Annotated in this window: 16 protein-coding genes; 11 read left to right on the top strand and 5 right to left on the bottom strand. The window is 53.7% G+C overall.

The window, feature by feature from the left end; all coding sequences use genetic code 11:
• Positions 1 to 194: 194 nt before the first annotated feature.
• Genes CU041_RS16190 through CU041_RS16200 form a run of 3 tightly spaced genes read right to left on the bottom strand, consistent with a single transcriptional unit; the run spans position 195 to position 2669 of the window.
• Entirely contained in the window at positions 195 to 722 is a 528-nt protein-coding gene (locus CU041_RS16190; RefSeq protein ID WP_068518589.1) for a DUF934 domain-containing protein, read from the bottom strand.
• Entirely contained in the window at positions 709 to 2364 is a 1656-nt protein-coding gene (locus CU041_RS16195; RefSeq protein ID WP_101247695.1) for a nitrite/sulfite reductase, read from the bottom strand. The genes CU041_RS16190 and CU041_RS16195 overlap by 14 nt, the downstream gene beginning before the upstream one ends.
• 11 nt (positions 2365 to 2375) lie before the next feature.
• Positions 2376 to 2669: a DUF2849 domain-containing protein gene (locus CU041_RS16200; RefSeq protein ID WP_068518591.1), complete on the bottom strand. Its 294-nt coding sequence runs from the start codon at positions 2667 to 2669 to the stop codon at positions 2376 to 2378.
• A gap of 228 nt (positions 2670 to 2897) precedes the next feature.
• On the opposite strand from CU041_RS16200, the gene CU041_RS16205 reads away from it, so the two are divergent.
• Positions 2898 to 3314, top strand: a complete 417-nt coding sequence (locus tag CU041_RS16205; protein WP_101247696.1) for a DUF1489 family protein — start codon at positions 2898 to 2900, stop codon at positions 3312 to 3314.
• Positions 3315 to 3352: 38 nt separating this feature from the next.
• Here the strand turns inward: CU041_RS16205 and gcvA are convergent, their stop codons facing one another.
• Complete coding sequence (gene gcvA / locus CU041_RS16210; RefSeq protein ID WP_068518593.1) at positions 3353 to 4294, bottom strand: transcriptional regulator GcvA; 942 nt, start codon at positions 4292 to 4294, stop codon at positions 3353 to 3355.
• A gap of 135 nt (positions 4295 to 4429) precedes the next feature.
• Here gcvA and CU041_RS16215 point away from each other — a divergent pair, with 135 nt between their 5' ends.
• The 3 genes from CU041_RS16215 to CU041_RS16225 all read left to right on the top strand — a co-directional run bounded on the left by CU041_RS16215 (position 4430) and on the right by CU041_RS16225 (position 6939).
• On the top strand, positions 4430 to 4693 hold the full coding sequence (locus CU041_RS16215; protein ID WP_101247795.1) for a DUF1127 domain-containing protein: 264 nt from the start codon (positions 4430 to 4432) through the stop codon (positions 4691 to 4693).
• 343 nt (positions 4694 to 5036) lie between these two features.
• Entirely contained in the window at positions 5037 to 5948 is a 912-nt protein-coding gene (gene ppk2 / locus CU041_RS16220; RefSeq protein WP_233433140.1) for a polyphosphate kinase 2, read from the top strand.
• A 121-nt stretch (positions 5949 to 6069) separates the two neighbouring features.
• Positions 6070 to 6939 carry an NAD(P)-dependent oxidoreductase gene (locus CU041_RS16225; RefSeq protein WP_101247697.1) on the top strand — a complete coding sequence of 290 codons (870 nt, stop codon included), beginning with the start codon at positions 6070 to 6072 and terminating at the stop codon, positions 6937 to 6939.
• Between the two features lie 77 nt (positions 6940 to 7016).
• Here the strand turns inward: CU041_RS16225 and CU041_RS16230 are convergent, their stop codons facing one another.
• Positions 7017 to 8513 (bottom strand): S41 family peptidase, encoded by a 1497-nt coding sequence (locus CU041_RS16230; protein WP_233433141.1) that lies wholly within the window; start codon positions 8511 to 8513, stop codon positions 7017 to 7019.
• A gap of 420 nt (positions 8514 to 8933) precedes the next feature.
• Between CU041_RS16230 and CU041_RS16235 the strand changes: the two genes are divergently transcribed.
• The 7 genes from CU041_RS16235 to rsmA all read left to right on the top strand — a co-directional run bounded on the left by CU041_RS16235 (position 8934) and on the right by rsmA (position 18531).
• The gene (locus CU041_RS16235) at positions 8934 to 10724 is read left to right on the top strand and encodes an acyl-CoA dehydrogenase (protein ID WP_101247699.1); all 1791 of its coding nucleotides are present in this window, start codon (positions 8934 to 8936) and stop codon (positions 10722 to 10724) included.
• Between the two features lie 215 nt (positions 10725 to 10939).
• On the top strand, positions 10940 to 12037 hold the full coding sequence (gene lptF, locus CU041_RS16240) for an LPS export ABC transporter permease LptF (protein WP_101247700.1): 1098 nt from the start codon (positions 10940 to 10942) through the stop codon (positions 12035 to 12037).
• Positions 12034 to 13137: an LPS export ABC transporter permease LptG gene (gene lptG, locus CU041_RS16245; RefSeq protein WP_101247701.1), complete on the top strand. Its 1104-nt coding sequence runs from the start codon at positions 12034 to 12036 to the stop codon at positions 13135 to 13137. The genes lptF and lptG overlap by 4 nt, the downstream gene beginning before the upstream one ends.
• Before the next feature lie 67 nt (positions 13138 to 13204).
• Positions 13205 to 15334 (top strand): LPS-assembly protein LptD, encoded by a 2130-nt coding sequence (locus CU041_RS16250; RefSeq protein WP_233433143.1) that lies wholly within the window; start codon positions 13205 to 13207, stop codon positions 15332 to 15334.
• Positions 15335 to 15340: 6 nt separating this feature from the next.
• Positions 15341 to 16621 carry a peptidylprolyl isomerase gene (locus CU041_RS16255; RefSeq protein ID WP_101247703.1) on the top strand — a complete coding sequence of 427 codons (1281 nt, stop codon included), beginning with the start codon at positions 15341 to 15343 and terminating at the stop codon, positions 16619 to 16621.
• Between the two features lie 21 nt (positions 16622 to 16642).
• Complete coding sequence (gene pdxA, locus CU041_RS16260; RefSeq protein ID WP_101247704.1) at positions 16643 to 17656, top strand: 4-hydroxythreonine-4-phosphate dehydrogenase PdxA; 1014 nt, start codon at positions 16643 to 16645, stop codon at positions 17654 to 17656.
• A gap of 5 nt (positions 17657 to 17661) precedes the next feature.
• Complete coding sequence (gene rsmA, locus CU041_RS16265) at positions 17662 to 18531, top strand: 16S rRNA (adenine(1518)-N(6)/adenine(1519)-N(6))-dimethyltransferase RsmA (protein WP_101247705.1); 870 nt, start codon at positions 17662 to 17664, stop codon at positions 18529 to 18531.
• The last annotated feature ends 17 nt before the right edge of the window (positions 18532 to 18548 follow it).

The raw sequence follows: 18548 nt of genomic DNA on the forward strand, positions 1-18548 counted from the left end.
GTCGGATTTTGTGTGAACAATGTCACATATTACAGGTTGTATCCGCATAGCAAGCTGCAATCGCACAAATGATCCGCCTACCTAACCACCAGACATAAAAGAACAAAAAGAAAGGGCACCCGATCGGGTGCCCTTGCGCCAGAGCCACACAGCCCTGTCTGTTCGGTATGATTATCAGGCCACAGGGCCCGAAATCATGATGCTTTCTGATCCAGCGCAGCGCGACGGCGTTCGCGCAGGGACTGGGCCGTGACACGGCCGTCACCGGTCGGCTGATAATAGACCGTCATTTCCTTCAATGCGGCGCGGACCTTGGTCAAGGCGGTTTCGCCATCAACATTGAGTTCATAGGAATCAAAGCCGCAACGGTGCATATAAAGGATCTGGTCACGCAGGACGTCGCCAATGGCGCGCAATTCGCCCTTGAACCCCATCCGTTCGCGCAGAACGCGGCCGTATGAATAGCCGCGACCGTCGGTATAGGCCGGGAAATTGACCGTAATGATCGACAAACGGTCAAGGTCATCCGCCAGATCTTCTGGCGCGTCACCGGGATTGAGCTGTACGCCCAAACCACCATTGCGCCCCAGAAGGCTGTCGCGTTCTTCCTTGAACCGTGCCAGCGGCACGATCAGGTTTTCATCGCTGGATGGCAGATCGCCTTCGGCATCAACGGTGATCCATTCCTGTTCGATCACGCTGTCATTCTTAACGATCGCCATAAAGCACCTCCTTGAACGGGTCCATGCCGACACGACGATAGGTGTCGATGAAACGTTCGCCGCTTTCGCGGATTTCGATATATTTGGTCACCAGACTTTCGATGGCATCGACCACTTCGGCCTCGGAGAAACCGGCACCGGCGATCTTGCCAATCGATGCATCCTGGCTGGCATCGCCGCCCAGGGTGATCTGATAGAATTCCTTGCCGCGCTTATCGAGACCAAGAATACCGATATGGCCGACATGGTGATGCCCGCAGGCATTGATGCAGCCGGAAATCTTGATCTTGAGTTCGCCAATGTCATGCTGGCGTTCCAGATCACCGAAACGTTCTGAAATGCGCTGCGACAGCGGGATCGAACGTGCGGTTGCCAGCGCGCAATAATCAAGCCCCGGGCAGGAAATGATATCGGTGACATACCCAAGGTTTGCCGTCCCCAGACCCGCCGCATCAAGGGCGGTCCAAAGGGCAAACAGATCGGCCTTTTTCACATGCGGCAGAACAAGGTTCTGTTCATGGGTCACACGGACATCGCCAAAGCTGTATTTTTCCGAAAGATCGGCAACCAGTTCCATCTGGGTATCGGTTGCATCGCCCGGAATGCCGCCAATCGGTTTGAGCGACACGTTGGCAATGGCATAGCCCGGCTGCTTGTGCGCAACCACGTTCGAACGTACCCAGTTGAAGAAGCCGCGATTTTCCGCCTTGTGGCGTTCAAAATCGGCATCGTCATCAGACAGGTCTTCGAATGCAGGTGGTGCGAATTGCGCAATGTAATGTGCAATTTCTTCATCGCCGACACGCAGGGAACCGTCCTTGATCTGTTCCCATTCTTCTTCGACAAGACGGCGGACTTCCTCGACACCAAGTTCATGAACCAGGATCTTGATACGGGCCTTGTACTTGTTATCGCGACGGCCAAAGCGGTTATAAACACGCAGGATGGCCTCAAGATACGAAAACAGGTCATTCTTGCCGATGAAGTCACGGACGGTTTTGCCAACAAATGGCGTACGGCCAAGACCACCGCCAACGATGACTTCAAAGCCGGTTTCACCTGCGTCATTCTGATGCATGCGAAGGCCGATATCATGCACCTTGACCGCCGCACGGTCATTGGGAGAACCGGTCACTGCGATTTTGAACTTGCGCGGCAAGTAGGTGAATTCCGGGTGGAATGTCGACCACTGGCGGATCAGTTCGCAATAGGGACGCGGATCTTCGATTTCATCGGCCGCGGCACCGGCATACTGGTCGGTCGTGGTATTACGAATGCAGTTGCCAGACGTCTGGATGGCATGCATCTCGACATTGGCAAGATCAAGCAATGCGTCCGGGATTTCATCAAGCTTCGGCCAGTTATACTGGATATTCTGGCGCGTGGTGAAATGGCCATAGCCCTTGTCATATTTGCGGGCAATCATGCCAAGCTGACGCAGCTGATCTGCGCGCAGCGTGCCATAGGGAATGGCAACGCGCAGCATATAGGCGTGCAACTGAAGATACACACCATTCATCAAACGCAGCGGACGGAACTGTTCTTCGGTAATGTCACCGGCCAGACGGCGTTTTACCTGTTCACGGAACTGTTCGGTGCGTTCCTGAACAAGCTGGCGGTCAAAATCGTCGTAACGATACATCGGGTCTCTCCTTATACCGCCTGATAGCCAAGGTCTTCACGGACACTCGGGCCTTTGGTGCGCAGAACTTCGCGGTATTTTGTCGGAACCAGTCCACCGTCCTGCTGTTCGACATCAATCAGATACGGCCCGACGATAACCACGTCGAGTTCGGGGGCGCTTGCTTCGGCAAGCATCGCCTCGGCGGCATCTTTTCCGTCGGCAACGCGGGCGTCATTGATGTTTTCGCTCCAACCGCCTTGTGCGGTCAAAAACACCACCAACCCATCACCAAGACGGTTTGCCGTGACAACTTGCAGGGACATTCGGTTCTCTCAGCCTGTAAATCTCTCGGGTTTGGTCCATTGACCGGACCTTTTCTGCACAAGAATTTGTCTGATTAACCAAAATTGGTCAAGTTTTTTTGTGAAATAGACTTAAATACACTAATTTATGTGTTTTATTAATCCGTCCTTGACCCCTGATCGTAGGGGTTCTAGGTCAGAACGCGGAACATATCCCTGCGACAAAACGCCCCAAAAGAAGATCACGAAATGCCACTGCATATCATCAAACTCAGCGTCGGCACGGAAACCCCGGAAGGACTGCGGGAATGGCAGACATGGTTTCAAGAAAACTATGGCCGGATTTTCCACACCACGCGCATGACGCCCAAACGCCGCGACGAGATTCTGGATGGTGGTTCGATCTATTGGGTGATCAAAGGGGCCATTCGCTGTCGCCAGCGCGTCATTGATCTTGAAGAATTTGTCAATGAAGAAGGCACCAAATATTGCCGTATCGTTCTTGATCCCGAACTGATCGAAACCCGCCCCTATCCGCATCGTGCCTTTCAGGGATGGCGTTACCTGACCGAAGACAAATGCCCGCCCGATGACAAACAGGGCGGCGATACTGAAACGCTGCCCGATGACATGGCCGATGAATTGCGTGATCTTGGCTTGATCTGATCCAGGAATCGGTCCGGGCAGTTGCCCCGACGGCTTGATCAATCGGGTGCCATCGCACCATCTTCGTCAATTTCACGCAACGTCTGGGCAACCTCGCCCTTTAGCCAGTTCACAAACGCCTGCACCCGCGGCCGTCTGAGATGTTCTTCCGGGTAAACCAGGTAATAGGCCCCGTTTGACGCAACGGTTTGCGGAAACGGCCGCACCAGGTTCCCGGCCTTGAGATCAAGGGCAGCAAGACTGGTGCGCGCCATGCCAAGCCCCTGCCCCATAAGGGCCGCCTGAATGACCATATCACCGGAATTGAATCGCAAACCTCGACTGACATCGACGCCGCTGACACCGACACCATCAAGCCAGAATTCCCAGTCCGCTGCATGGGGATGATCCATGATCGCAGTTGCATCATGAAGCAACTGGTGACCGGCAATATCCCTGGGCGTGTTCAGGGCCGGGCTGTTTGCCAGATATGCCGGACTGCACACCGGAAATGATTCGTCACGCATCAGCATTTCGCAATTCAGGTTGGGATATTTGCCACTGCCAAACCGCACGGCAAGATCGATCCCCTCGGTGCGCAGATCAACCATGCGGTCATCGGCATGAATGCGCACATCAATGTCGGGATAGGCTTCCCGAAAATATCCCAGACGCGGCACCAGCCATTTAACCGCAAAGCTTTGCAGAACACTGACGGTGACAACACCGGCCTCCTCGACCAGCATCAGACGTTCTATTTCATCCGATATGCGGGAAAACCCCGCAGTGGTCGCATGGGCAAGCTGGGCCCCCTCCTCGGTCAGGTAAATCTGGCGCGGCAGACGATGAAACAGCTTGAACCCAAGGTATTCTTCGAGCTGACGCACCTGCTGACTGATCGCCCCCTGGGTAACGAAAAGCTCCTCGGCTGCCTTGGTGAAACTCAGATGTCGGGCGGCGGCATCAAAGGCGCGCAAGGATTGCAGGGGTGGCAGCCGCATCGGGTTTCTCCGGTTATGGATTAGATGAACTAATCCAATTGATCAGAAATAGTCGTTTGTCGATCGCCAATCATAGCCGCAATATGGGTTTCACAGCAAACATTGCATTAGCAATATTAACCCATGGAGAAGATCATGGCTTACACGGCTTGCCCTGCTCCGACATCCCAGGAGCCACAACAAACCGCCCGGCACGCGCTTTCGACCATCACCATCACACGGCGTTTGCACCACATCCCGGGCCTGATCAACACATTGGCAGATCGTTATGCGCGTTTCGTTGCCATTCGTCGTCAACGCCGGACGCTTTTGTCTCTGACGGATGCGCAACTCCTTGATATCGGCCTGACACGTGCCGATGCCGAAGAAGAATACCGGCGATCTTTCAATCTGCTTTGATCACATCTGATCAATAAGGAACCTGTTTTGGTGCCGCCCCCACGGCTTTTACATCCAAAACAGGCTCCCCCTTCGCGTCACCTGCACAACTTGCAATCCGCCTGCCCGACCGATCCCCTATCGGTCGGGCATTTTCATCATCGGGTCGAATTGATCCAGTTCATTGCAAATGATTGCTTAATCTCGCACTGTTTCCAACATACCCTTCATACAGTGTGAAAGTTTGACAATGAATGCGGGCAAAAAATCATCCGGAAAGAAAAAGAACGGCACGTCTGAACTGCTGACAAAGGCCACACGCCGCACAGGCAAAAGCCGGTCGGCAGCCAACAGGTCATCGGCGTTGTCACAACTTGATACCGAGACCAAGGACCGGTTCTTGCTGGATTCCGAAAACATGACCATGGACCGTCTGGATGACCAGCCATCGGATCGTAACGGGATCGCCAATGCCATCGCCGATGATTTACCGCCTGACATCAATCCCGATCCCGCGGCACGGGCAAAAAAGATGCGCGGGAAGCAATATCTTGAACTGATCGCGCCGCTTCATATCGAACTTTTGAAATTGCAAAACTGGATCAAGGCCGAAAATCTGAAATCCCTGATCATTTTTGAAGGCCGCGATGCCGCCGGCAAAGGTGGCACCATCAAACGGTTTACCGAACATCTTAATCCGCGTGGCGCACGGATTGTTGCCCTGGGCAAACCCAATGATCGCGAACTGACCCAGTGGTATTTCCAGCGTTACATCGAACATCTGCCAAGCGGCGGTGAAATCGCACTGTTTGACCGATCCTGGTATAACCGCGCCATGGTCGAACGGGTCATGGGATTTTGCAGCATGTTCGAAGTCAGCGAATTTCTGCAATCGGTTCCCGAACTCGAAAGAATGCTGATCCGGTCAAACATCCACATGACCAAGTTCTATTTCTCGGTCAGCAAAAAGGAACAGGCAAGACGCTTTCAACAGCGCAAGAATGATCCGCTCAAACAATGGAAACTCAGCCCGGTCGATCTGGCATCCCAAAACCTTTGGGACTCCTATACCGAGGCCAAACGTGACATGTTTTTCCATACATCAACCACCGACAGCCCATGGGTCATTGTTAAGTCCGATGACAAGAAACGCGCGCGCATCAACGCCATGCGTTTTTATCTGTCGCAGTTTGATTATCCCGGGAAACGGCCGGAAGTTCTGATTTATGACCGCCGCATCATCCACAGCGTCGCCGAAGAACTCGACGAGGACTAACCCCGTAAAATGACGCTGGTCTTCCAGATCGTGAAAACATTGTCGTGGTGACATTTGCCTTCATTGACATTGCCCGCCCCGCAACCTTTACTGGTGTCCATCTGTATCTGGGAGGCAAACAATGGCCAAATGTGCATTTATCGGTCTCGGTGTCATGGGATACCCGATGGCCGGTCACCTGCAAAAAGCAGGTCACGACGTAACTGTTTATAACCGTACGGCTGCCAAGGCCGAAAAATGGGTTTCCGAATATGGCGGATCTTCTGCCCCGACCCCGGCCGAAGCGGCCAAGGGTGCGGAATTCGTATTTTCGTGCGTTGGCAATGATGATGATCTTCGCAGTGTCATGCTTGGCGATGGCGGCATGTTTGCCGGCATGGACAAGGGTGCGGTCCTGATCGACAACACCACCGCATCGGCAGATGTCGCACGCGAACTTTATGCTGCGGCCAAGGCACAAGGCATTTTCTTTATTGATGCGCCGGTATCTGGCGGTCAGGCCGGGGCCGAAAACGGCGTTCTTACCGTCATGTGTGGTGGCGATCAGGATGCATTTGATCGCGCAGCGCCGGTGATTGATGCCTTTGCGCGCTCCTGCCAGCTGATGGGCGAAAGCGGTGCCGGTCAGCTGACCAAAATGGTCAACCAGATTTGCATCGCCGGTCTGGTCCAGGGCCTTTCCGAAGGTGTCAATTTCGGCGTCAAGGCCGGCCTTGATATGGAAAAGGTTCTTGATGTCATTTCCAAGGGTGCGGCTGGCAGCTGGCAGATGGAAAACCGTGGCAGCACGATGGTTCAGAACAAGTTTGATTTCGGCTTTGCCGTTGACTGGATGCGCAAGGATCTTGGCATTTGCCTTGAGGAATCCAAACGCAATGGCGCCCGCCTGCCGGTCACCGCACTTGTCGATCAGTTCTATGCCCAGGTGCAGGAACGCGGCGGCAATCGCTGGGATACTTCAAGCCTGATTGATCTGCTTGCCCGCGGGTAAACAGCATCCGACCAAACAAGAAAAAAGCGCGACCTGCATTGGTCGCGCTTTTTTTGTTTTCTATACGGTATCTGGTCCTACAGACCGGCGCGCAACAGCGGTTCGACCTGATTGCGATATGCGGCAAGCGGACCATCATTGAAATACCCGACAGCACATTCCAGAACAGAATCCCGATAAGGATTGTCAGCGTCTTCTGTCTGGTCTTCGAGATTGTCCCGGCTGCTTTTGCCAAGGCGGGTTATTGCGATATCCTGTTCACAGCTTTTGGCATCAAGTTTTGCCAGCGACTGACGCGGGTCGCGTCGGCGCGCCGGCAAGGCATTGGCCAGATCGATTTCGCGTTCGAATTCTTCGGCATCGGCACGATTGACTTCGATGTCCGGGATAACGCCATTGCCCTGAACAATATGGTTTTCCGGCGTGGTGTAATAGCCGGTGGTGATTTTAAGTCCACCGCCCGACGTCAACGGCATGATCCGCTGCATCGACCCCTTTCCGAATGAACGTTCCCCGATAATCACACCGCGCCCGTTTTCCCGAAGGGCAGCTGCCATCAGCTCCGCACCGGAAGCTGACCCGCGATCCAGCAAAATGGCCATCGGGACCTTGTCAAAGAAGTCCGCCCGGTCTGCTTCATAGCTGCGCAATTTGCGCTCTCCACGGCCTTCGGTGGCAACGATCAGCCCATCGGTCAGGAATTGATCGGCAATGTCCGCCGCACTATCAAGCAACCCGCCCGGGTTTCGTCGCAAATCAACAATTATGCCGCGCGGCTTGGCGATCTTGTCTTCCAGCTCAGACAGGTATTCCTGTGTCTGGTCCAAGGTGGTCGCATCAAAACGCGATACACGAATGTAACCGATATCCTGGTCAATGATCGCGGCGCTGACCGACGGGACTTCGATCCGCGCACGTTTGACAGTTACATCAAAACTGTCTTCGACGCGCATGATGGTCAGAGTAACGGGATCACCAACCCGTCCGCGCATTCTGCGGACCGCCTCGGAAATCGGTTCGCCTTTCATCTGATACCCGTCGATATGAGTGATGCGGTCATCGGGGCGCAAACCGGCACGTGCGGCCGGCGTGTCATCGATCGGGGAAACAATCCGGATACGCTTGTCATCATCAAGGGCGATCACAATGCCGACACCGGCAAAGCTTCCTTCGGTGCTTTCCTGAAGACGACGGAACATGTCATCTGTCATATAGGCGCTGTGCGGATCCAGGTTGTGCAAACTGTCATCAAGAACCGCCCCGACAATGCCGGTCGGCGATTTGTCTTCGGTGTCGATTTCATCAAGCATCGCGATGCTGTTTTCGACAAAGGCAGCACGGTCGATTTTCTCGACATAGGTTTCGGAAAGAACCTGAAGTGCTTCGACATACAGTTTGTCGGCATGGGCAAATTGTTCGTCAGTCGCACCAGCAGTCACGCTGTCACGATAAGCATCAAGGAATCTGCGTTCTTCGTCACTTGGCCAGGCGGGCCCGGCACAGGCGACCAACCTTGTTCCGGCAAACGAAATCAGCACCGCAAACAAAATTGGCAATAATCCTTTACGCAGCAAAAGCCCACTCCTGTCCTGTTAACTTGTCATCCGGATACAATTCACATGCATGTCTGGCGAGTATAGGTATTCCATATTGCCAATATTGCAATGCGAATGCGTCTCGACTGGGGCAAGTCTAGCCTGCCTTTATACGCTTGGCGACCCCTCGAGACCGAATTACCCGAGGATTCAGCTCACATCGCGATCACTCCCGATCAATATAGGGTGAATTCTCATATCGGACGCATTTTGTCCATTTGCCAGTGGCAAACGCATTTCGCCCTTAAACCAATGTCGAAGTCAGAAAACAGATAGCCGTGCTGAAACAGACTCGATCTTGGTGCAATGCACCGTTATGCTGTTCCAAACAATCAAAGTCGGTAAAAAAATCGACTGTTCCGAGCGGGCGGCTCACATTTCAGGGAGACGTCTTTTTTCATGAGCGATTTTACGCCACCGGTTTCCGATTTCCGGTTTCTCATCCACGATGTCATCGGTCTTGAAACCGTTGCCGGGTTACCGGCCTTTTCCGAAACAAGTGCCGATCTTGTTGACGCCATTCTCGAAGAAGCTGCCAAATTTGCGGCATCAGTACTCGCGCCGTTAAATCGCACCGGCGATCAGGAAGGTGCCAAGCTTCTTGCCAATGGCAAAGTCCAAACCGCTTCTGGCTGGACGGATGCCTATACCCAGTTCTGTGAAGGCGGATGGCAAGGCATATCTGCCCCGGAATCAGAAGGTGGCATGGGGCTTCCGATCCTGCTCGGCGCGGCTGTCGCGGAGATGTGGCAGGCATCAAATATGGCATTTGCGCTTTGCCCGATGCTGACGGCCGGTGCGATCGAGGCACTTATTGCGCACGGATCGGATGCCCAGCGATCGCTTTACCTGTCACGCATGATCAGCGGCGAATGGACCGGGACGATGAACCTGACCGAACCGCAGGCGGGTTCCGATCTTTCGAAAGTGCGCAGTATCGCCGTTCCCAAAGACGACGGCAGTTATGCCATCAGCGGACAAAAGATTTTCATTACCTATGGCGATCACGAGATGACGGAAAATATCGTTCATCTTGTTCTGGCGCGCACACCCGATGCCCCTGCCGGGATCAAGGGCATCTCGCTTTTCATTGTTCCCAAGTTTCTGGTTAGCGAGACCGGTGAAATCGGCACGCGCAACGATGTTCATTGTGTATCCCTTGAACACAAGCTTGGCATCCATGCCAGCCCGACGGCGGTTCTGTCATTTGGCGATAATGGTGGTGCAACCGGCTATCTTGTTGGCGAAGAAGGCAAGGGTCTTGCCTATATGTTCACGATGATGAACAACGCGCGTCTGGCAGTTGGACAGCAAGGTGTCGCGATCTCGGAACGTGCCTATCAGCAGGCACTTGATTATGCCCTTACCCGCAAACAGGGGCGCGATCCGAAAACCGGCGAAGATGCACCGATTATTGTTCATGGCGATGTCCAGCGCATGCTGATGCGCATGCGATCCTCGACCGAAGCAGCACGTGCATTGTCACTTTATGCCGCTGCCCAGCTTGATCTGGCCCATCACCTTGACGACCCGACAGCCAAAGCTGCCGCGCAGGCACGGGCAGATCTGCTGATCCCGCTGGTCAAGGCATGGTCGACGGATCTTGGGGTCGATAATGCGTCGCTCGGCGTTCAGGTTCACGGCGGCATGGGTTTTATCGAGGAAACCGGTGCAGCCCAGCATCTTCGTGATGCCCGCATCGCACCGATCTATGAAGGTACGAACGGCATTCAGGCACTCGATTTCATCGGGCGCAAGGTCTTGCGCGACAACGCGGCTGCACTTGCTGCGCTGATAACCGATATCCGGAAAACCATTTCTGAAACTCGCAATTCCGGCTCCGAAAGCGGCAATGACGTTCGGGATGCGGCAACGGCCCTTGAACATGCAATCAAGGCGCTTGAGCTCAGCACCGCAACAATCATTGAGCGGTGCGGCACCGATGACCGGATGATGCAGGTTCTGGCAACCCCTTATTTGCGACAGGCGGCACTTTGCGTATCGGGCTGGCTGATGCTCAGATCCATGACAGCTGCGGCCAAAGCAGATATTTCTTCCGATTTTGGCGCACGCAAGATCGCTACATGCCGGTTCTTCTTTGAACAGTTGCTTCCTGAAGCGGCATTTATGGCAACCCAGATTGAAAATAGCCGCCGAGCAGAATTGCACGAAACCCAGCCACTATTTTGACAAACTCTTTGCCGAGATTGTGCTGCGCCATCGTTGCCATAAGACGACGATGGCGCAAACATTTCTAATACACGCCCTGCCCCACAGCTTCGATACTTCTGCAAACGCCAACATTCGGAAATTCCGTACGGTTTGTCCCAATTTGGCGATAATTTCCTGTTTCGGTTTTTGATTGCTTCTCTATAATCCGCCCGATGAATCGCTTAACCCGATATATGCTTAAACAGCAGCTGATTATGATGGTGTTTGTGACACTGGGGCTTCTCTGTGTCATTTGGCTGTCGCAAAGCCTGCGTTTTGTCGAAATGATTGTGAACCGGGGTCTGTCGATCTCGGTGTTTTTGCAGCTGACATCTTTGCTGCTGCCGAGCTTTTTGACGATCATCATTCCGATTTCGTTGTTTTTCGTTATTGTCTTTACCTACAACAAACTTATCCAGGATCGCGAACTGATCATTATGCGATCGGCCGGCCTTAACCAATGGGCGCTGGCAAAGCCGGCACTGATTGTTGCGCTGCTGTCGACGGGTGTTTGTTATTTCCTGACATTGTTTTACCTTCCCTACAGCTATCAGCAGTTCAAGGAACTGCAATTCTCAATCCGAAATGACTATTCGTCGGTGTTGTTGCAGGAGGGAAGCTTTACCGATCTTGATGGGCTGACCGTTTATGTGCGCGAAGTTGGTCGCGACAACGAGTTGCTCGGTATTCTGGTCCACGATTCCCGCGACCCCGACCAGCAGACAACAATGATGGCAAAGCACGGCGCGCTGTTGCGAACCGATGAAGGGCCGCGCATTGTGCTGCTTGATGGCAACCGGCAGGAAGTCAACGCCGAAGACGGTACGATGTCGATCCTGTATTTTGACCGCTATGCGGTTGATATCGCCCATAGTGCAGAAGACCCGACATTGCGTTATCGCGAGGCCCGTGAACGTGGTGTTTTCAACCTTCTTACCGGAACGCCACCAGACATTGCTTCGAACGATATCGGGGCCTTCCGGGCCGAAGGGCATGACAGGTTGATTTCGCCCCTTAACGCGATCGCATTTGCAAGCATTGCGCTTGCGGTTCTGGTATCAAGCAGTTTCTCGCGGCGGGGCCAGACCGGTCGTCTGTTGATTGCGATTGGTGTGATGGTTCTTTGTCAGGCGCTTGGCATTGCGATGAAAAACCTTGCTGCCAAGAATTCCGCCTTGATCCCGCTAATGTATGCCAACGCGTTTCTGCCGATTATTTTGGGCTTGTACTGGACATTCCGCGGGCCTCAGATCCGCGCCAAACGCGCGATCGCTGAAGAGGCAGAAGCATGAGACTGTCACCGACCCTCACATGGTATTTCGGAAAGCATGTGCTGTTTTCTATTCTGGCCGTTCTGGCACTTTTGATCGGTTTGATCCTGATTGGTGATACGATCGAACTTCTCAGACGGGCTGGCGGCAAACCCGACGCCACTGTCGGCATTGTTGTTCAAATGGCGACCAGCAGAATTCCCTTTATGACGGAAAAGGTTCTGCCATTTGCGGTTTTGTTCGGATCGATGTTCTCGTTCTGGAAACTGACGGGGAATCAGGAACTGGTCGTCACGCGCGCAGCCGGGGTTTCTGCCTGGCAATTTTTGCTGCCCCCCATTCTTTGCGCATTGATCCTTGGCTCTATTCAGGTTGCGGCCCTCAATCCGTTATCTTCAATCCTGTTGCAGCGATACGAAATGCTCGAAGCGCGCTATTTGCAGAACAATGTCAGCGTGATGAATTTGTCTTCAAGCGGGCTTTGGTTGCGCCAGGGCACACAGGATGGGCAGGCGGTCATTTATGCACGCGCGGTGCGCAGCCAGCAGGATGACCAGATTGACCTACGCAATGTAACAATCTTTCGCTTTCAGAACTCCGATGATTTCACCACCCGGATTGACGCTGCGCGTGCCGTTCTTGAACCGGGCACCTGGCATTTTTATGATGCCTGGACCTTTACACCCGGTCAGGCCAGCCAGTTTACCGAAAGCATGAAGCTTCCGACCAACCTGACGGCGCGCAAAATCCAGGACAGCTTTGCCTCACCTGAAACCATGTCGTTCTGGGATCTCAAGCCATTCATCAATTTGCTTGAACGTGCGGGTTTCAACGCCACACGCCACCGCATTCACTTCCATAGCCTGCTATCGCGCCCGCTTTTACTGTGTGCGATGGTTCTCATTGCGGCGGCGTTCTGTCTTAAATTTTCTCGACGCAGACGGGCATCCCTTGTTATCGGTGGTGGGGTGACAACCGGATTCATCTTGTATTTCTGTACCGACGTCATTTCGGCTTTGGGCGTTTCTGGCGGAATTCCACCAATTTTGTCAGCCTGGGCACCCGCCGGTATTTCTTTGTTACTCGGGGTTTCAACATTGCTACATCTTGAGGATGGCTAGTCAGATGGCCATTGCGGGGGGAATGATAAAAAGACTGGCAACCGGTACCATACTGGGATGTGGCATTGTGCTTTTTGGGGGCCAGTTCGGTATTCCGTCGGCACAAGCCCAGGATGTGAATGCACAACAATCGGATCAGGACGCACCTGCTATCCTGTTTAGCGCCGATGAAGTTGATTATAACCGCGAGCTGCAAACTGTTACTGCGCGCGGTAATGTCGAAATTTCACGCGAAGGCCGCATCCTTCTTGCCGATACGGTCAGTTATGATCGCAGTCAGGACGTTCTGACGGCATCTGGCAATGTCAGCATTACAGAGCCGACCGGTGAAGTAACCTTTGCCAGCTATGTGGAGCTCAGTGGCGATTTCAAGAACGGCATTGTCAAAGATATCTATGTTCTTCTTGATGAAAATACCCGCCTGGCAGGCACAGGTGCGCGACGCAGTGCCGGTAATTTTACGGAAATCGCCAAAGCGGTCTATTCCCCGTGCAAGGTTTGCGAGGATGATGACGGCACGGCAGGAACGCCATTATGGCGTATCCGTGCGGCCCGTGTGCTTCACGATGCCGAAAACAAGACCGTTGAATACGAAGATGCCAGACTTGAATTCGCTGGCGTTCCAGTGTTTTACACCCCCTACATGCAACATCCGGACCCTACTGTAAAACGGCAATCGGGACTTCTGGCGCCATCCTTTGGCAGCACAAGCTATGTCGGATCCTATTTCAGTCAGCCCTATTACTGGGCGATTGACAAAAGCAAGGATATGACCTTCACACCGACCTACACACTGGATGAAGGGGCACTGCTGGCAACCGAGTATCGCCAACGCTTTGATGCGGGCGAACTTGAAGCAATTGGAAGCGTTACCCAGGACAGCAATGATGACTGGCAAGGTCACATTGACGCAGAAGGCCGTTTTGACATCGACCAGACCTGGCGCTGGGGCTTTGACGCCGAGCAGGCCAGTGAGAAAACATATCTGTCACGCTATGGGTTTGCCTCGCCTTCGGTGCTTACCTCAAACCTGTTTACGGAGGGTTTCCGGGGCGCGAGCTACACCCGTGTTGACGGATATTATTTCCAGGGCCTTAAATCTGGAGATGACAGGGACACAACACCGATCGTCCTGCCGCATATGCAATTCCACGGGCAAACAGCCCCTGCCAAATATGGAAGCATAACGACCCTTGATGTTGACGGTCTTTCCTTGACGCGTGAGGACGGGACGGACTCGCATCGCGCATCAGCAAAGGTCGGTTGGGAACTTCCGCATGTTGGCACATTGGGAGATGTGACAAAGCTCAGCCTGTCTGTACGTGGTGACAGCTATATGGTCTCTGACGTTGAACGTGACTACAAAGACGACTATAGCGGATACACAGGACGCGTGCTTCCATTGGCAGCGATTGACTGGCGCATGCCGTTTGTCAGCGATCAAGGCTTATATCATCAGGTCATCACGCCAGTTGCGATGGCGGCCTGGTCGCCGAATGGCGGCAACCCGGAAGAGATTCCCAACGAAGATTCCCAGTCCTTCGAACTTGATGACATCAATCTGTTTGCCCATGACCGGTTTGGTGGCATTGACCGGGCCGAAGACGGCTTTCGCGCCAGTTATGGTCTCGAATGGGGGCTCTACGGGCCGACCGGTGGCTACACAAGTGCAATGTTCGGGCAAAGTTACCGTGCAGCCGAAAATGATACATTCGCAGAAGGATCGGGACTTGACGAACATATGTCTGACTATGTTGGACGCCTGACTGTTGCGCCAAACCGATATCTTGACCTGACCTATCGCTACCGTTTGGATAAGGACGATTTTTCCGCCCGTCGAAATCAGGTTGCCTTAACTGCTGGTTCCATTGATACGCTGCGCGTGAACACCACGTATGTACACTTCTCTGACGACGCTGGCAGCGAAGAGTTCAACGAGCGCGAAGAGTTATATTTCAAGGCCGAGCGGCAGTTTTCTGACTACTGGTCGGGGATGGCATATGGCCGCTACGACATAGATCAGTCGGACCCGTTGGAATATGGTGTCGGCTTTGTGTATGAAGATGAATGCTTTATCTTTGATGGACGGATACGTCGCACCTTCTATCAGGACCAGGATCTTGGTGAATCAGACGAATTCCTGTTCCGCCTGGTCTTCAAAACGCTGGGTGAAGTTGCCTCCGCAGCCGGATTGTAAGAAAACATGATTTCAAAAGTTTCGATTTTCAAAATATCAAATATCTGCGCTGTCGTTGGCGCGATTGCCCTGTTGGCAATGGCGGCCCCGTCAAAGGCGCAATCGCCGGTCGGCGTCGCTGCGGTCGTGAATGATGATCCGATTTCAATCATTGATCTGGTTGAACGTATCAAGCTTGTTGCGGTTTCATCCAACATCCGGATGACCCCGGAAAAAAGCAACGAGATCGCGCCGCAAATTCTGCAGCAGTTGATCAACGAAACCTTGCAGTTACAGGAGGCAGAGCGCCGCGGCATCGAAGTGACCGAGGCTGATATCACCCGTGGCAAAACGCTGATCGAGCAAAATGCAGGCCTGCCCGACGGGACGCTTGATGCATTTCTCGAGCAGCGCGGTATCGCACCGGGCACAATTGAAAACCAGATCCGTCCGCAGGTTGCCTGGCAACGGCTGTTGGGTTCCATGCGCAGTCAGGTTGAGATTTCCGAAGCAGAAATTGACGAAAACCTTCAGCGCATCATCAACAACCAGGGAAAGCCGCGAAATCGCGTTCAGGAAATCTTTCTTCCGGTAGACAATCCGCAAGACAGTACACGCGTTTATCAAACCGCACAGGAAGTTCTGGGAGCGTTGCAGCAAGGAGCTGACTTCAGTGCCCTGGCGCGTCAGTTTTCTGCAAGTGCAAGTGCGGCAAATGGTGGTGATCTTGGCTGGCTATATGCCGGCGAACTCGCAGGTGATCTGCAGCAGGCTGTAAATCAGCTTGAACCGGGCAATGTCAGTGCCCCGATCCAGACCATTCGCGGATATTATATCATCAAGCTTCTCGACCGGCGTGTCGGCGACGCAGGGGCAATTACCGATGTAAGGCTTGACCTTTACCAGCTGTTTGTTCCCTTGTCTCAGTCCATGCCAAAAGAGCAGATTGACGCCAAAGTCGCGGTTCTGCGCAACACGCAGGAAACCGCAAACAGTTGTCAGGCATTGGCAAATGTCGCGGTTGACCTTGGCTCCGAGATGAGCGGCGAAATGAAGGGCATTTCCCCCAACGAACTGTCCGGACCGGTCGCCCAGGCGATCACCAATCTTCAACCGGGTCAGCCATCCAATATTGTTCAGGTCGATGGCGGTGCCCTGCTGGTGATGATTTGCAACAAAACCGAAGAAAGCAATCTGCCCGATCGCAAGGACATCGAAAACCGTCTCATGATGGAACGTCTTGATATCCTGGCACGTCGCAAGCTGCGTGAATTGCGTCGACAGGCCTTTATCGACATCCGTATGTGATCGTGCAAAGGCAGGAACAGAATGAGCAAAATCGCACCGATCGCACTAACCATCGGTGAGCCTGGTGGCATCGGGCCAGAGCTTTGCCTCAAGGCATGGCTGCGTCGCAAGGATGAAAACCTGTCGCCATTCTGTGTCCTGTCACCGATCACAATCCTTGATCATGCGGTAAAGCAGCTGGGCGAAAATGTTCCGATCAAAGTTGTTTCGGACATTTCGGAAGCAATCGCCGTTTTTGACAATGCCCTGCCCGTTCTGGCACTTGATGAATGCGATGCCATACCGATATCGGGCACTGCATCGGCAAATACAGCAACTGTGGTGATCGAGAGCATCACCCGCGCGGTAAAGCTGTGTGAAGATGGTTCGGCCTGTGGCGTTGTAACCAATCCTATTCAGAAAAGTGCGCTCTATGAAGCCGGGTTCAAACATCCCGGTCATACGGAATTCCTTGCCGAACTGGCAGGACCGGGAACTGTTCCGGTGATGATGCTGGCCAATTCAAAGCTTCGCGTTGTTCCACTGACCATCCATATCGCGCTGAGCGAGGTGCCCAAACAGCTGACGTCGGACAGCATCATTGAACAATGCAAGATTACAGCAACGGCCTTGCAACGGGATTTCGGCATTACACTGCCGCGTCTGGCAATTGCCGGGCTTAACCCGCATGCCGGTGAAAACGGGTCAATGGGCAGCGAAGAAAAAACAATTATCGAGCCGGCCATCAACGCATTGCGCAAGAAGGGTTTGGACGTTATTGGCCCCCTGCCCGCAGATACCATGTTCCATGATGAAGCCCGCGAGAGTTATGACGTTGCATTGTGCCCCTACCATGACCAGGCCCTGATCCCGGTCAAGACACTTGATTTTCATGGTGGTGTAAATGTCACGCTGGGATTGCCATTTATCAGAACATCGCCAGACCACGGCACGGCGTTGAACATCGCCGGGAAAGGCATCGCCCGCCCCGATAGCCTGATAGCAGCCCTTAAAATGGCTGCGGACATGGCACATAAACGCCTGACAGGAGCCTGACCCACGTGTCAGAAGATAACGATACTACTGGAAAACTGGCCAATGACGGCCTGCCGCCGCTTCGTGAAGTCATTGCAACCCATGGCTTGTCGGCACAAAAGAAATTCGGGCAGAACTTCCTGTTTGACTTGAACCTGACCGGGCGTATTGCCCGTGCAGCGGCCCCGCTTGAAGACGCAACCGTCATTGAAATCGGTCCGGGACCAGGTGGCCTGACACGTGCGTTGCTGTTCCATGGCGCAAAAAATCTGACCGTAATTGAACGCGATCCGCGTTGCCAACCGGTTCTGGAGCAAATCAGCAACCACTATCCCGGCGCCCTGCACGTCATTGATGGTGATGCACTGGACGTTGACGTCACCAAGCTTGGCCCGGCCCCGCGCAAGATTGTCGCCAACCTGCCCTACAATGTTGGCACACAGCTTTTGCTAGGCTGGCTGATGCAGATCGACCAGTTCGCCAGTCTGACCCTGATGTTCCAGAAGGAAGTCGCCGAACGCGTTGTCGCGGGCCCCAAAAGCAAGGCCTATGGCCGGTTGTCGGTCCTGTGCCAGTATCTGTGTGACTGTGACATCCTGTTTGATGTTCATCGCAGTGCATTCACACCACCGCCCAAGGTTACGTCCGCCGTCGTGCAACTGCGCCCCAAAGCCGACCGGGGGGCAGATATCAACCTTGCAAGTCTTGCCAAAATCACCCAGGCGGCATTTGGCCAGCGCCGTAAGATGCTGCGCGCCAGCCTGAAAACTCTGAACATCAATGTTGGTGAATTGCTCGACAAGGCCGGCATCACCGAAACTGCTCGGGCCGAAGAACTCAGCGTCGCGGACTTTGTCCGCCTGACACAGGTCCATGATGAAATGGCCGCTTCGTAAAGCGGCCATTTTTCATT

The sequence above is a fragment of the Thalassospira povalilytica genome (genome assembly GCF_002844235.1).
Taxonomy (GTDB): Bacteria; Pseudomonadota; Alphaproteobacteria; order Rhodospirillales; family Thalassospiraceae; genus Thalassospira; species Thalassospira povalilytica.

What these genes read in the sequence shown, in the direction of transcription:
- pdxA (WP_101247704.1), top strand. Translation starts at nt 16,643, where the DNA reads ATGAGCAAAATCGCACCGATCGCACTAACCATCGGTGAGCCTGGTGGC.
- CU041_RS16205 (WP_101247696.1), top strand. Translation starts at nt 2,898, where the DNA reads ATGCCACTGCATATCATCAAACTCAGCGTCGGCACGGAAACCCCGGAA.
- CU041_RS16235 (WP_101247699.1), top strand. Translation starts at nt 8,934, where the DNA reads ATGAGCGATTTTACGCCACCGGTTTCCGATTTCCGGTTTCTCATCCAC.
- CU041_RS16200 (WP_068518591.1), bottom strand. Translation starts at nt 2,669, where the DNA reads ATGTCCCTGCAAGTTGTCACGGCAAACCGTCTTGGTGATGGGTTGGTG.
- CU041_RS16215 (WP_101247795.1), top strand. Translation starts at nt 4,430, where the DNA reads ATGGCTTACACGGCTTGCCCTGCTCCGACATCCCAGGAGCCACAACAA.
- gcvA (WP_068518593.1), bottom strand. Translation starts at nt 4,294, where the DNA reads ATGCGGCTGCCACCCCTGCAATCCTTGCGCGCCTTTGATGCCGCCGCC.
- CU041_RS16190 (WP_068518589.1), bottom strand. Translation starts at nt 722, where the DNA reads ATGGCGATCGTTAAGAATGACAGCGTGATCGAACAGGAATGGATCACC.
- CU041_RS16195 (WP_101247695.1), bottom strand. Translation starts at nt 2,364, where the DNA reads ATGTATCGTTACGACGATTTTGACCGCCAGCTTGTTCAGGAACGCACC.
- CU041_RS16255 (WP_101247703.1), top strand. Translation starts at nt 15,341, where the DNA reads ATGATTTCAAAAGTTTCGATTTTCAAAATATCAAATATCTGCGCTGTC.
- CU041_RS16225 (WP_101247697.1), top strand. Translation starts at nt 6,070, where the DNA reads ATGGCCAAATGTGCATTTATCGGTCTCGGTGTCATGGGATACCCGATG.
- lptG (WP_101247701.1), top strand. Translation starts at nt 12,034, where the DNA reads ATGAGACTGTCACCGACCCTCACATGGTATTTCGGAAAGCATGTGCTG.
- lptF (WP_101247700.1), top strand. Translation starts at nt 10,940, where the DNA reads ATGCTTAAACAGCAGCTGATTATGATGGTGTTTGTGACACTGGGGCTT.